Origin of the sequence: Paenibacillus sp. FSL R10-2796 (genome assembly GCF_037965315.1) — a bacterium.
Taxonomy (GTDB): domain Bacteria; phylum Bacillota; class Bacilli; order Paenibacillales; family Paenibacillaceae; genus Paenibacillus_AQ; species Paenibacillus_AQ odorifer.
Genome location: NZ_CP150178.1, coordinates 5,713,577 through 5,728,325, shown reverse-complemented (window position 1 = coordinate 5,728,325; position 14,749 = coordinate 5,713,577). Strand labels below are relative to the sequence as shown.

The following is a 14,749-nucleotide window of genomic DNA, read 5'->3' as shown; positions in this document are numbered from 1 at the left end:
ATAATTTGCGAATGAGTGATCATGATGAAGATTTTGTTCACTTTTTATAACCCGAGTGGTGGTATGCAAACTCTGAACCGAGTTCGCTGCCAAGCGTTATATGCTCGCGGTGTAGAGTGCCATTTACTGTATACACACCATGGAAAAGGACAGCAGAATATCCGTAACATTCAAACGCATATTACCAATAGTGATGACGAGATCAGGGCAATGCTTGCTCGGGAAGCTTTTGACTTAATTGTAGTGTGTACGGATATTAACTTAGCAGAGCGGATTCGAGGGTTTGGGTATAAAGGGGCGCTTGTTTTTGAAGTGCAGGGTTTAGGTACCTTAGATGAAGCTGAGCAGGTCGTTAATAATTTTACAGAGCGCATTTACAGGCTCACCGATGCACTGCTGTATCCGGAAACAACCCATTTGCAGGCGCTTTTCAAAGGCGGATTTCCAACCATTCCACAATATTGTTTTGATGATCCGATCGATTGCGATCAGTTTGGATATACCAATTATCCCGCGAAAAGTTTCCCTATCCTCGGTTGGGTAGGACGCATTCAAACGAATAAGAATTGGCGGGAATTTCTGCAAATCGGGCAAAGGCTGCTGACGATCCATCCCGAGCTTTATTTATGGATTTTTCAGGATGATACGTTGTTTGATCCAGAGCAAAAAGAAAGCTTTGATCAATTTGTAGCTGAGACAGGGATTTCTTCACGATTAATTTCGTATTCCAATATTCCTCATGAGCAAATGGCAGATTATATGAGCATTATTGGTGATTCGGGAGGGTTGCTCCTTTCGACCTCAATTTTGGAAGGATTTGGATACGCGGTTGCTGAGGCGATGTTGTGCCGTTGTCCTGTACTTACTACAGATTCAGACGGCGTTCGAAGACTCGTCATTAACAATCACACTGGAAAAATATACACGAGAGGGCAGCTGGATGAAGCTGTGAATGCTGCTCTATCCTTAATGGATGATCCGGCACTGCGGGCCAGAATCAGGATGAATGGAGAATGGCATATCCGGACTAACCTGTCCTCCGAGCTGTATGCAGACAGATTTCTACAGATGTATCATCAATTGATGGGACGTAGAATTCAAATTGAGCGGCGCTGGTCTTAACTCTGCGGTTAATCTGCAGGGTTAAGATGTTTTTTCATGGATTAACAACGAGGTCAGAATTAGTGTCAATAAAAGGGTTACAATCATTCCCACCATTTGAATAATATTGTTATAGGGATCAGGGAGAGTGACATAAGAAAAGATAACCTCTTTTAATATAAAGAACAGAATTCTAAATAAACTCAGAAATACTAACCCTGCTACGATCCACTTTTTTAAATGTGTTTTATAAATATGACTTCCTCCTGTCTATATCTCATTGATTAATTCCTTCGTATTATTCCGGACATTTCCCACTGTAGTGGAAACCGGATAGGCTCTCATTTGATGCTGATCATAGGGTTTAAGAAGCTTTATTAACGAAGTTGCGTCTTGATTGCTCCGGCTTAGCCATTCAGGCTCATCCTCAGGCTTCAAAATAACTGGCATACGGTTGTGGATTTCAGCCATAAGTTCATTTGGGGTAGTCGTTATAATCGTGCAGGTACTTAATTTATTACCTTCAGGGTCCATCCAAATATCATACAATCCGGCCATTGAAAAAATACCCCCATCGCGCATCACGATTCGCATGGGCTGTTTACTGCTGCCCTGTGCCTTCCATTCATAGAAACCATCAGAAGGGATGATGCAGCGGCGGGAGCTTACTAATCGCTTGAAAGAAGGCTTCTCAAGGAGTGACTCTACCCGGGCATTGATCATTTTACTGCCGATTTTATCATCTTTGGCCCAAGAAGGAACCAGACCCCAGCGCAGTTCCCCAAGTTTATTGCTGGACCCTGTGTTAATGACTGCCGGAATTTGCTGCATGGGTGCTGCGTTATATGTTGGAGCATAGTGGATAATGGTAGAATCATTGGCAAAATATCTGACCATCAGCTCTTCCTTGGTGACTGTTATTGTATATCGTCCGCACATTTTATACACTTCCCATTCGGTCGTTTTTGAGGCTAGATTTGTTTACAGCTTGTAATCAGCATGTTATGCTCGAAATATTTCTTAGCTTGAACGGCTGTTGAGGGTTGTATCTTATTATAAACGAAGCACAATGAATGAAGAAAGCGGTGCATATAGGTGATTTTGGTAAGCTCTTGTTTAGCTGGCATGAAGGTAAGATATAATGGTACGGATTGTTTGGATGAGAAAATTCAGAAGCTTTTGAATGAGAATCAGGCTATTGCTGTGTGTCCGGAATTATTAGGGGGATTCTCTACGCCTAGAGAGCCAGCTGAAATTGTCGGCGGGGATGGTGAGGATGTGCTTGCAGGAACGGCAAAAGTAGTGGACCGGTCGGGAACAGATGTAACAGAACTATATTTAAAAGGGGCCTATATTACGCTTGAAAAAGCTCAAGAGGTTTCAGCCACGATGGTAGTCCTCAAGGAAAACAGTCCTTCTTGCGGCAGCACCATGATTTATAACGGAGAGTTCAAAGGGAAGAAGATCGCTGGCAACGGCGTGACTGCGGCTTTACTTAGAAAAAACGGCATAGAAGTTACCTCTGAAGAGAATTGGCTGTCATTATCCTAGCCTATACAGGGAATTGATTACAATATTGTGTTCTTTAGTTTGTGGAAAACTAACTTCTCGCGCGGTATAATTTAATAGTTCTTAAAAACGAACTATTGTCCTATACCCTAGAAGTGGAGAAATGAATGATGAAAACCATCTATTTGGACCACGCCGCATCAACTCCGGTTCATCCCGAGGTGGCCAAGGTCATGCTGAATATAATGACAGAACAATATGGAAATGCGTCCAGTGTACATCAGTTCGGACGTTCAGCCAAGAAAATATTAAATGGGGCGCGCGATACTATCGCCGCCTTTTTAGGCTGCTCGCCGGAAGAGTGGGTGTTCACTGGCGGCGGAACCGAAAGCGACAATCTAGCCCTCTATGGAGCTGTCGCTGCTGTTGCCCAGAAAGGCAATCATATTATCACCTCTGCGATAGAGCATCATGCAGTGCTACATACCTGCGAAGAGCTGGAGAAGGAAGGCTTTAAGGTTACTTATCTTCCTGTGGATTCTACAGGCCGAGTATCCGTTGCAGACGTAGAAGCAGCGGTGCAGGAAGACACGGTGCTAATCAGTGTAATGTATGCCAATAATGAGGTAGGAACCGTTCAGCCGATTCAGGAAATTGGCCAGCTTGCCAGAGAGCGGGGAATTCTGTTCCATGTTGATGCTGTACAAGCTCTTGGTGCCTTACCGATCACACTGCGGGAGCTTCCGGTAGATTACATGAGCTTTACAGCTCACAAAATCAATGGACCTGGGGGGATCGGTGGCCTTTATGTGCGGAGTGGAGCACCGCTGCATCCAAGACTCCACGGTGGCCTTCAGGAGCGCGGCAGACGAGCCGGAACAGAAAATCTAGCAGGTACTGCTGGATTTGCCAAGGCTGTTGAGATAGCAGTTACAGGTCTATCAGAACGTCGACAAAAAGTGCAGCTCCTGCGCAATAGACTACTTGAAGAGCTGGATACGCTGATTGGACGGGAAAGTTATTCGATTAACGGCAATACCGATCATTTTTTGCCAAGTATACTGAATTTGAGCTTCCCGGGAGCTAGAACAGATGTTATGCTGATGAACCTGGATATGGACGGGATTGCGGCGGCAAGCGGTTCAGCCTGCACGTCAGGATCACTGGAAATATCCCATGTTCTGAGAGCAATGGAGCTTCCAGAAAATATTTTAGGGTCCGCGATTCGATTTAGCATGGGTTTGGGTAATACTACTGAAGAAATTGAGTACGTTGCTCGAAAAGTTGAAACCATTCTGAATCGGCTGCGTATCAGAGACTAGTTACTTCTAGGCTATGATAGGTATCCCGATCATTCGGGCTTTCACTTTTTGAGAACTCGTAATTACACTCAAAGTGAGGAGACCGAGCAGCCATGAAACTTCAAGATCTGATCGGCTTGGCTGTATATGAAGTTGAAGAGGGTAACGCAATCGGCAAAATTGTCGATATTTTGCTCGATTCAAACTGGAATATTACGGGTATTGAACTGGAAAGCAAATCTTTTTTTGGTGGCCATGTGAAATTTGTGGCATGGGAAGATATTGTGGCCTACGGCGAGGATGCTGTCATGATTCGTAGTAAAGAGTCGATTGATAAGATAGATGCCGATCATATACCTTGTACTTTTCTACTTGGAAAGAACAAACTTAAGGATTTAAAAGTGCTAACTACAACTGGAACTATACTCGGACGAATATCTGATGTTTATTTTGACCAAAAGTTGGGAAACACAATAGGAGCGCTGGAAATTAGTGACGGGCTTGTCACTGATTTGATCGAAGGCCGCAAATGGCTGCCTTGTTCTGACGAGATGTCCATTGGTGAGAATGCATTAATGGTTCCTGCGATGAGCGAAGAACGGCTACAAAAAGCCATTAATATTGTTAACGGATAGGTGGAATGTATTTTATGAAGTGTCCAAACTGCAACTCCAAAGATATCGGAAAGATCGGTTCCCACCAGTTTTATTGCTGGGGCTGTTTCATCGAATTGACGGTAAATGGCGAGAAAATGTCGGTTTATCAAGTTGAAGAAGACGGCACACTAAGCTCACTGGATGACCTGTTCTCCGGGGATGATATGACTCAGGATTTCCCGCAAATTCATGCGTCGTCTTAACTATGAATCTTGCTTTGTAAGCAAGACTGCTCTATGTACTTAAGCGTCAATTTCCTTTCAGCTGAAATCAGTTGCAAGGTTATTGACGCTTTTTTGTGTGTTTGATGGTTATTTTGCTGCGGCCATACATATACTTATTTACGAAGCTAGTCCAGGCTCTACCGCAGGAGGGTACTCTCATGGAACAATGGTCCCAAAGTAAATGGTTCCGCTGGATGATCGGAGTGCTGCTATCCCTGATCATTTTGTATTTTGTTTGGTTGCTTCGTCCGATGCTGCAGGGGATTTTTGTATTCTTAAAGGCAATCCTCGCTCCATTTCTGGCAGCTATGATTATTTCCTATGTGCTGAATCCCGTGGTTAGTATGCTGGCCGGACGGAAGATGCCGCGTAGCGTAGCTGTTCTACTTATATATGCAGTGTTTCTAACGGCGATTACCGTGATCGCCATCAACCTTATCCCGATGTTTATTGAGCAGCTTGAAGAGTTAAATGAACATCTGCCTGAGATCACACTGCAAGCCCAAGGCCTGATGAGCCATATGAATACAAGGCTAATACCACCTGGGGTTGAAATGGGGATGAACAACTGGTTTTTTCAACTGGAGAATCGTCTGGCCGAAGGGATTTCTCATTTTCTCGATAACATAGGGACAACGATTAACTTGCTGTTCAATGCTTTTATCGTGCCGTTTCTGGTGTTCTATATTCTGAAGGATTTTGACGTATTTGAACGGACGGTGGTCTCTTGTCTGCCCCGCGCACGCCGCAAGTCTATTGTTACTTTGTTAAAAGATATTGATGCCGCGCTCGGCAATTACATTCGCGGACAATTTCTGGTCTGCATCATTATAGGTGTGCTCGCCTATATCGGCTATGCTATCGTCGGAATGCCTTATGCCTTACTGTTCGCCAGTGTGGTGGCAGTATTTAATATTGTTCCGTATATGGGTCCTTTTCTAGGGGCTGCACCTGCTATTGTGATGGCTTCGACCGTCTCTTTTCGATTAGTTCTACTGGTTGCTGTGGTAAACACTTTATGCCAAATTGTGGAGAGCAATATTATTTCTCCACAGGTAGTAGGCAGGACGCTACATTTGCATCCGCTGCTTATTATCTTTGCATTGCTGGTAGGTGGTGAGCTGGCAGGGATGATTGGACTGATCCTTGCTGTACCGTTCTTTGCAGCTGCAAAAGTCGTTATTCAACACTTTATGGCGTTTTTAATCAAACGAAAGCCTGTATAAAGGGATAATCATTGACTATTGATAACAGTTTTGTATATAATGTTGGGGAATATTACTGATGACTCAGTATATAGTTGTTCGATGATGAGGAGTATTAATTCTATACCGTTATTGCAGAGAGCCGGCACTAAGGTGCGAGTCGGTTAACGGAACAGAGTGAACTCACCTCGGAGTAACGGTGCAAGTTTACAGGATATCCATAAGAGATAATGGATGTCATGAATGAACCGCCGTCGCCTCACCCCCGCTAAAGGGTGCAAAGTGAGTGGCAGAATAAAGTATATTCAGCCGCTAACTAGGGTGGTACCACGGGAATTATAACCTCTCGTCCCTAGCGATAATACGCTAGGGATGGGAGGTTTTTTTGTAAATATAAGAGAGTATACGTTTCACGCAATACTTCATGTCTTATATTTCCCGCATAAATGCTTACCGTCCTTATAAGGACACCGAGGGCGTATATGCTTGGTTAAGGAATAAGAAATCTAAGAAGTAACACTCCAAGGAGGAGCAGACAATGAGCGACAATCAAACAAATAGCATACCCGCTACTGGTTACCGGGCGCAGGCTATTGAGCCGAAATGGCAAAAGTTCTGGGATGAGAACAAAAGCTTTAAGACAGGAGAAGATCCTGAAAAACCCAATTTTTATGCACTGGATATGTTTCCGTATCCTTCAGGTGCAGGACTGCACGTAGGTCATCCAGAGGGTTACACAGCGACGGATATCGTTTCTCGCTACAAACGGATGCGCGGTTTCAACGTATTGCATCCGATGGGCTGGGATGCTTTTGGACTTCCGGCAGAGCAGTATGCGATGGATACCGGCCAGCATCCACGTGATTTTACCGATAAGAACATCGATAATTTCCGTCGTCAGATCAAATCGCTGGGTTTCTCCTACGATTGGGACCGCGAGATCAGTACGACAGATCCGGATTATTATAAATGGACACAATGGATTTTTATCCAGTTGTATAACAAAGGCCTGGCTTATGTAGCAGAAGTACCTGTTAACTGGTGTGAGGCACTGGGTACGGTACTTGCCAACGAAGAGGTTATCGATGGTAAAAGTGAGCGCGGAGGTCACCCTGTCGTGCGCAAACCGATGCGTCAATGGATTCTGAGAATTACAGAGTACGCTGAGCGTTTGCTGGAGGATCTGGAAGAGCTGGATTGGTCCGAAAGCATCAAGGATATGCAGCGCAACTGGATCGGGAAATCAACAGGTGCAGAAGTGAACTTTAACATTGAAGGTCACGAAGCTAACCTGACCGTGTTTACTACACGTCCAGATACACTGTTCGGAGCAAGTTACTGCGTATTGGCACCAGAGCATGAGCTTGTTGATGTGATTACAACTGAAGCACAGCGTGCTGCTGTGGCAGAATATCGTGAAAAAGCTTCTCGTAAGAGCGATCTGGAGCGTACGGATTTGGCGAAAGAGAAGAGCGGTGTCTTCACAGGCGCATATGCAATTAATCCTGTGAATGGTGCTAAGGCGCCAATCTGGATTGCAGATTATGTGCTTGCTGGTTACGGAACGGGAGCAATTATGGCAGTTCCGGGTCACGATACTCGCGACTGGGAATTTGCTAAACAATTCGGCCTGAATATCGTGGAAGTCGTTCAAGGCGGCAACGTTGAAGAAGAGGCTTATTCCGGAGATGGCCCGCATGTCAATTCTGATTTCCTGAATGGACTCAAGAATGAAGAAGCGATTGCGAAGATGATTGCTTGGTTGGAAGAGAAGGGCGTAGGTAAAGGCAAAGTAACCTATCGTCTGCGTGACTGGCTGTTCAGCCGTCAACGCTACTGGGGAGAGCCGATTCCAATTCTGCATTTGGAAGACGGCACAATGAAGACTGTTCCGGTGGATCAGCTGCCGCTGGTACTGCCAGATGTAGAGGCAATCAAACCTTCGGGTACAGGGGAATCTCCACTTGCGAATGTAACAGAGTGGGTGGAAACTATCGATCCTGAGACTGGCATGAAGGCTCGCCGCGAGACGAACACCATGCCGCAATGGGCGGGCAGCTGCTGGTATTACCTGCGTTATATTGATCCGAAAAACGATCAAGAGCTGTGCTCCCCTGAGAAACAAAAAGCATGGCTTCCAGTAGATCTGTATATTGGTGGAGCGGAACATGCCGTGCTTCACTTGCTCTATGCACGATTCTGGCACAAGGTGCTTTATGATCTCGGCGTAGTTGAAACAAAAGAACCTTTCCATAAGCTGGTTAACCAAGGTATGATTCTTGGAAATAATAATGAAAAAATGAGTAAATCACGCGGAAATGTCATCAACCCTGATGAGATTGTGGAAGCATTTGGTGCAGATACGCTGCGTGTGTATGAAATGTTTATGGGCCCTCTGGAAGCAACCAAACCTTGGAATGAAAAGGGTGTAGAAGGAGTTCACCGTTTCTTGTCCCGTGTATGGCGCCTGTTCGTGAGTGAAGATGGTAAGCTGAGCACCAAAATCACAGCAGACGGTGGCACTGACGAGTTCAAACGCACTTGGCACAAGACCATTAAGAAGGTCACTGATGATTTCGAGCATCTGCGTTTCAATACCTCAATTAGCCAATTGATGATTTTTATTAACGATGCTTATAAGCAAGAAACTTTGTCCCAAGAAGCTGCTGAACACTTCGTACAAATGTTGTCACCACTGGCGCCTCACATCGCTGAAGAGCTGTGGCAGCTGCTCGGTCACGAAGGAAGTATCAGCTACGTGGCTTGGCCAACGTATGATGAAGCATGGACGGTGGATGCTGAGGTTGAAATCGTTATTCAGGTAAATGGTAAAATCGTACAACGCGCGTTGATCCCGCAGGATATGGGTCAAGAAGAGATGCAAGCTCATGCGTTGTCACTCCCGAATGTGAGTGCAGCAGTAGAAGGTAAAACCGTACGCAAGATCATTGCGGTTCCTGGCAAGCTTGTAAATATCGTAGTGGGTTAAGCGAAGAACGCAATATTGCCCGCAGCAACGGAGAATTCCGTGCTGCGGGTTTTATTGTTTTCTAACGGTCTACGGGACTTTGAATAATACCGTCATGCCCAAATAACGCATCCAGCTTGGTAACATCCTCATCGTATTTATCATGGGTAGTCATGATGAGACGTTCGAATACGCCCTCAAGGCTAATGCGAAGATGGTTCAGTGCTTCTGCGGTAATCCCACCACGGACAGCTACACGTTCTTGAAGCTCTTGCGGGGTGAATTCTCCTTCTGTTAGCAGCTTGCCTGTTCCAAGCAGCATTTCACCTGCAAGCCGGCTGATTAACGTCTCTTCAATCCCGGTAACTTCCACCGCAGCTTCAATCCAGCGTTCAATGAAATAGCTCAAGAACGCAGGTCCGCAGCTGGAGAAATCAGAAGCGATTCGGGTATGGGCCTCTTGAATTTCCAAAGGAACACCTATGAAAGACAACAGCTGCAGCAGCACGAGCCTGTCTTCTTTATTAAGCCTGCTGCCAAATATGCACAGTGATGTCCCACTTTTGACACAGTGTGTAATGCTGGGGATGATCTTGGCTATTTTGGACGGCAAAGCGGATTCCAGATGTTGCAATTGAACGGGACTTGTAATGGATACGACGATTTGATCGCTGCGGAGATAAGGGCCGATCTCATCTGTTAAGGTTTTGAATTCCAGCGGTTTTACACATAAAAAAACAATGTCACTTCCAGTCGCTGTTTCACTATTGCTTCCGCATAAGTTTATGCCGGGATGACGATCTTCTAGCTCCAGCAGTTTATTCAGACTGCGGTTGCTGGCGAGTACATCGCACGGATTCAGGGCTCCGGAAGAAAGAAAGGCGTCAATCAGCAGGCTGCCCATGCTGCCTGTTCCGATAAATCCAACTTTCACCTGTGGTTCCTCCTTTCTAGCGTTGCTTATTTACTAACTGACATGAATGCTCTTCGTTATATGTATGCAGGATAGACTTGGACAGATGACAGGTTTTGTATGAATTATTAAAGGAGTTTCCAGCCGCAGGAATGTATGAAGATTCACAAAAAGGCATAAGAAGAATTTTTGTGAGGAGGAAAGTAATATGAATAAAGGAAGTATCGTACTCGGAGTGGCTGCTGCTGTAATAGGAAGTGGGCTTTTATGGGCGGCAGGGAGCAAGGGCGATTCCGGGATTGCCGGGTGGGAGACTTTGAATGTTGGTATGGAGCAAGCGGTTGGAATCGCTGAGTCTGGTGCCGCTCCAGCTGCTGGGGGCAGTGAGGGAGGTCATCAGACGAAGGGAAATAAGCTACATTTAGAGAAAGATGCAGGGCAGGCTGAAGCTGCTGGGAATGCTGAAGAAGGTGAGAAGGTTAAGGAGGCTGCGCAAGCAGAACAAGCTGACCAAACTTCGGAAGCTGAAAAAGCTTCGACAGCAGTTGCGGGGGAGAGAGCAGAAGGAGCGGGCCAAACGCCAATGGCAGAAGGCCAAACACCAGCAGGGGCAGAAGTTCAAATGCCAAACATTGCAGGGAAGCAAACGCCGGCAGGGGATAAAGTTGTTGCGGCTAAGGAGACAACTGAGCTTTCCATATCAGCAGCTTCACAGGAAGGTAAAGTAAATGTGAATACTGCGGGTGTTAAGGAGCTGATGGATCTTCCGGGCATCGGAGAAAAGAAGGCTCAGGCAATTATGGATTACCGCAACCGTGCAGGGACCTTTCGCAGCCTGTCTGATCTGGGGAAGGTAAAGGGGATAGGACCTAAAATGCTGGAGAAGTTAAAAGCTTTAGTAATATTTTGAAGATAAATAAGAAATGAAGATCGTTGGAAGTGCCACAACCGTTGTCCTAGTGAAAACTTGCGGGGATGTGCTACAATAGTTAACAACTATTTAGAAGGATATGGAGATTGATTATGACTACTGCCTATCGTAAAGACTGGGATACTTATTTCATGGACATTGCCTGTATGGTCTCAACTCGTTCACGCTGCTCACGACGACATGTAGGTGCTGTACTGGTGCAAGGCAAGAAGCTGCTTGGTACCGCGTACAACGGGGCGCCAATGGGCGTACCTGATTGCTCAGAGGCAGGTTGTATGCTCTCGGAGCAATATGAGATGGAGATCGTGGATGGCGTAGAGACTATGGTGAAGAAACAGCGCTGCATTCGCACGATTCATGCCGAACAGAATCTTTTGCTATTCACAGACCGGATTGACCGGGAAGGCAGTACCGTCTACGTGACGGATGAGCCTTGCTGGACCTGTGCAAATATGCTGGCTAATAGCGGTATTGTGGAGATTGTGTATTATCGTCCTTACCGTAAGGATATGGAAAAGGTAGAAGCAATGATGGCTGCCAAAGGCATCGTATTTCGCCAATTGGAGAACTATGAGCCGCCAAGTGAAACGATGATTAAAGTAGCGGAGTAGCTGTATTGTACAACCCTAATTGAATAAGATGGCTTGAGGAAGAACCTCTCGTGCGCTTTTATGGCGTATGCAGAGGTTCTTTTTTTTTATCTTGCGAAAGGAGGAGAATGGAGGCTTGAAGGAGAGACCCTTATTAGGTTTTACAGTGTGCTGGATTGCTGGAAGCGCAGCAGCGTGTTTAGGTTCAGGGTTTAGAACGTGGTTGGCGTGGGCTGGTTTATTAATTTTACTGGTGAGTATGAGGGTTTGGGTGAACATGAGCTGGAAACAGCTGGCGATATTTTGTTTGGCGATTAGTTTATCCGCTGGATATTGGGAATGGAATGAAGGCCGTAATTTAAGTCACCTGCCTGAAGCGCTAGGGAGATTATTGTCGGAGTTGAATGAGACTGCCGTGGAGGCTAAGGGGACGATAGTTTCCGTTGTGGAACGGGACGGGGACCGGGTTGATTTCACGATGAAGCTCTCAGAGTTATCGTTGATTACTGAGGAAGATGCCGCTTCACCTGATCCGCGGGACGAACAAGATAAAAGAGTGCATGGGGAGTTAATTATGGTGCAGATCAAACTACTTGCCGAGCAAGAAATCGCTATTGCTGCGGAGTGGCGCAGAGGGGATCAGGTGTCGCTAAACGGTGTACTTGAAGAGCCAGCGACAGCGCGGAATTACGGAGGGTTTGATTATCGGGCCTATTTGCATACGCAGAAGATTCACTGGCTTCTAAAGAGTCAAGGTGCAGAAAATGTGCAAGCAACTGCTCCAGATTCATGGAATCCGTTAATGATCTTACGCTGGAATGATAAAGCGCGGGCAGTTCTTGGAGCGGAGACGGATCGGCTGTTTCAAGCGCGCCACTCTGGATATATGAAGGGTTTGGTGATTGGGATGCAGGATGATCTCGATCCGGATACCTTTAAGCAGTTCTCACAACTTGGTTTGACACATATCCTCGCCATTTCAGGTATGCATGTTGCGGTGTATGTTGGTGTTCTTTTATTTATATTCAGGCGCTTACGGATGACAAAAGAAACCACGCTAACAGTCACCTTAGTGCTCGTTCCTGTATACGTCCTGTTGACAGGTGCGGGTCCGTCTATCGTGCGTGCGGGATTAATGAGTATGATTGCATTGCTCGCTGCACGAGTTGGCATGCTGAAGGATGGACTGAATATTTTGGCTGCAGCGGCACTGGTTATGCTGATTTGGAATCCTTACATGCTGCTCAGTGTCAGTTTCCAGTTGTCGTTTCTGGTGACCTTAGGATTAATGGTCTACGTTCCGCTTATGGACCCTCTGCTGAGCGCACTGCCACGCTGGCTTAAAAGCGCCGTCTCTGTGACTCTAGTTGCCCAGTTAGTCTCATTTCCATTGACGATTTATTATTTTAATCAATTTTCTCTCCTGTCTTTAGTGGCTAATCTGGTTTTTGTGCCCTTTATTACTTTTATCGTATTGCCGTTAGGAACGCTTGCGCTACTGCTTGGACGATTGTGGGGAGATGCCGCGATTTTTTTGGCACATATTACGGAGCTGCTGAATAACGTTACTTTTTATGCGGTTGAATGGATTAATGGTTTTGCTGGTGGAGTTCTGATTTGGCGCTCGCCTTCACTGCTGTGGATTGGAGTGTATTATGTCTTATTGTGTGGGCTGTTGTATGCTGCCAGGCTAAGAGTAGAAGCCCGCGCAACACCTCAGTATATGGAGGATGAGACGAGGCCGTTAGCTGAGATTGGTTTATCTGTGAACAAGCACGGCGGGTTTGGGGGAACGGGGAGCGCACAGTATTTTTTGGATGAACCTAAGATTGTACGTTGGAGCGGAGCGATTGTTCTACTATCTGCGGTTGGACTGGGCCTAATGCTGTACAAGGGTTATCAGTCAGAACGTCAGGCGGGTAAAGGGACGATTAGTTACCTGGATATCGGGCAAGGCGACAGTATCCTCATCACTACACCAAAAGGAGCTCATATTCTTGTAGATGGTGGAGGAACGTTAAATTTTGGGCAAAAAGAAGAATGGCGCATTCGCCGCAGCCCGTTCGAGGTAGGGGCTAAAGTGTTGGTGCCTTTGCTTAAAAAACGTGGGATCCACCGTCTGGACGCGATTATTTTGACTCATGGGGATCAGGATCATGCCGGGGGACTCCAAGCCGTTATGGAGGCAATTCCGGTTTCGGCACTGCTTTTTAATGGCACACTCGCTGACCGTGAATCTTATATGGAGATGATGCGGACTGCGCTGGAGAACAATGTTCAACTGTATGCCGTACATCAGGGAATGAGGCTTTCCCCGGATGATAAGACGGAGCTGTCCTTTTTATGGCCGGAAGAACAAGATAGAGAGGGAGCAGCGTCAGGTTCTTCTATGCTGAATAGCATCCCACTGTTGGAGGATCAGAACCACGATTCTGTAGTTTTTCGTCTAGAGATGAACGGAAGAAATTTTCTATTTACCGGAGATATGGATCTGGAAGCCGAGGAGGAGATTGTGCAGCAAGCCCTGCAAAAGGGCATTAACGCAGGACCTGCCATTGACGTTTTAAAAGTAGCTCACCATGGGAGCAAAACTTCAACAGGCGAGTCTTGGCTGCAGTTTTGGCAACCAGCTGCTGCGGTGATTTCTGCGGGAGTAAATAATCTATATGGTCATCCGAAAGCTGAGGTATTGGAACGTTTGGAAGTTAATCAAGCTGCTGTTTTTAGAACGGATCGGCAAGGGGAGATCCAGATGCGTGTGCGGGCCGACGGGATTATTGTGCGTCATAAGTTGGCGGAGGGAGCGGATTAGGGAGGTAGTCGAGTAATGTGATTTAGTGCTGGTGGTGTATGTTAATTTTCGCAGGCTCTATAAAGTCCCTTTAAGGCACCTTTAAAGCTCCTTTCGTGGTCTTTTACACCACTATAAAATCTAAAACCTTGTATAGTTGCACTTTGTGCAATAGATCGCACCTTAAAGTAGCTGAATCTTCATTTAGTTGCACTTTGTACACTTAAAATCTGGAAAAACACCTATTTTTCTAAATTTGAGCAGAAATAGTTGCATGAAGTGCAACTAAATCACTTTATGAGCTGGAAAGATCTTTTTTAGTTGCACAAAGTGCAACTAAACGCTCCATATGAACATATCAAAGCACCTCAGTTACATATTATCGTTGTAGCGATACTAACTTTCACATAAGTTCCTGTTACTTGCTGATGATCCCAGTCCATTTGTTCTAGCACCAGCTGCTCTAATCAAGTAGCTCCAGTAGCCGTCGTCCTCCTCCAGTAATTATTACGTACGCATGCACAATCTATGTAAACGCTTTATAATAGAGATAGAAGATT

General features: G+C 45.8%; 12 protein-coding genes. 10 read left to right on the top strand and 2 right to left on the bottom strand.

The window, feature by feature from the left end; genetic code table 11:
* Positions 1-21: 21 nt before the first annotated feature.
* A complete protein-coding gene (locus tag NST58_RS25650; RefSeq protein ID WP_256717216.1) occupies positions 22-1,122 on the top strand; it encodes a glycosyltransferase family 4 protein in 1,101 nt (366 codons plus the stop codon).
* Between the two features lie 249 nt (positions 1,123-1,371).
* Here the strand turns inward: NST58_RS25650 and NST58_RS25645 are convergent, their stop codons facing one another.
* A complete protein-coding gene (locus NST58_RS25645) occupies positions 1,372-2,040 on the bottom strand; it encodes an SOS response-associated peptidase (RefSeq protein ID WP_339244551.1) in 669 nt (222 codons plus the stop codon).
* 156 nt (positions 2,041-2,196) lie between these two features.
* On the opposite strand from NST58_RS25645, the gene NST58_RS25640 reads away from it, so the two are divergent.
* The 6 genes from NST58_RS25640 (at position 2,197) to leuS (ending at position 8,985) form a co-directional block, all read left to right on the top strand.
* Positions 2,197-2,652 (top strand): DUF523 domain-containing protein, encoded by a 456-nt coding sequence (locus tag NST58_RS25640; protein ID WP_076129681.1) that lies wholly within the window; start codon positions 2,197-2,199, stop codon positions 2,650-2,652.
* A gap of 128 nt (positions 2,653-2,780) precedes the next feature.
* On the top strand, positions 2,781-3,932 hold the full coding sequence (locus NST58_RS25635) for a cysteine desulfurase family protein (RefSeq protein ID WP_076179374.1): 1,152 nt from the start codon (positions 2,781-2,783) through the stop codon (positions 3,930-3,932).
* A gap of 92 nt (positions 3,933-4,024) precedes the next feature.
* The gene (locus NST58_RS25630; protein ID WP_036677560.1) at positions 4,025-4,546 is read left to right on the top strand and encodes a PRC-barrel domain-containing protein; all 522 of its coding nucleotides are present in this window, start codon (positions 4,025-4,027) and stop codon (positions 4,544-4,546) included.
* A gap of 14 nt (positions 4,547-4,560) precedes the next feature.
* On the top strand, positions 4,561-4,770 hold the full coding sequence (locus NST58_RS25625) for a hypothetical protein (RefSeq protein WP_036677557.1): 210 nt from the start codon (positions 4,561-4,563) through the stop codon (positions 4,768-4,770).
* A gap of 179 nt (positions 4,771-4,949) precedes the next feature.
* Positions 4,950-6,017, top strand: coding sequence for an AI-2E family transporter (locus NST58_RS25620; RefSeq protein WP_036677553.1), 1,068 nt, complete (start codon positions 4,950-4,952; stop codon positions 6,015-6,017).
* Between the two features lie 517 nt (positions 6,018-6,534).
* Complete coding sequence (gene leuS, locus NST58_RS25615; RefSeq protein ID WP_076129683.1) at positions 6,535-8,985, top strand: leucine--tRNA ligase; 2,451 nt, start codon at positions 6,535-6,537, stop codon at positions 8,983-8,985.
* Positions 8,986-9,046: 61 nt separating this feature from the next.
* On the opposite strand, the gene comER is transcribed toward leuS, so the two are convergent.
* Positions 9,047-9,898 (bottom strand): late competence protein ComER, encoded by an 852-nt coding sequence (comER, locus tag NST58_RS25610; protein ID WP_036677548.1) that lies wholly within the window; start codon positions 9,896-9,898, stop codon positions 9,047-9,049.
* 187 nt (positions 9,899-10,085) lie between these two features.
* Between comER and NST58_RS25605 the strand changes: the two genes are divergently transcribed.
* The 3 genes from NST58_RS25605 (at position 10,086) to NST58_RS25595 (ending at position 14,210) form a co-directional block, all read left to right on the top strand.
* The gene (locus tag NST58_RS25605; protein ID WP_076308797.1) at positions 10,086-10,787 is read left to right on the top strand and encodes a ComEA family DNA-binding protein; all 702 of its coding nucleotides are present in this window, start codon (positions 10,086-10,088) and stop codon (positions 10,785-10,787) included.
* 113 nt (positions 10,788-10,900) lie between these two features.
* Positions 10,901-11,419 (top strand): dCMP deaminase family protein, encoded by a 519-nt coding sequence (locus NST58_RS25600; protein WP_076137388.1) that lies wholly within the window; start codon positions 10,901-10,903, stop codon positions 11,417-11,419.
* 115 nt (positions 11,420-11,534) lie between these two features.
* Positions 11,535-14,210, top strand: coding sequence for a ComEC/Rec2 family competence protein (locus NST58_RS25595; protein ID WP_339244550.1), 2,676 nt, complete (start codon positions 11,535-11,537; stop codon positions 14,208-14,210).
* The last annotated feature ends 539 nt before the right edge of the window (positions 14,211-14,749 follow it).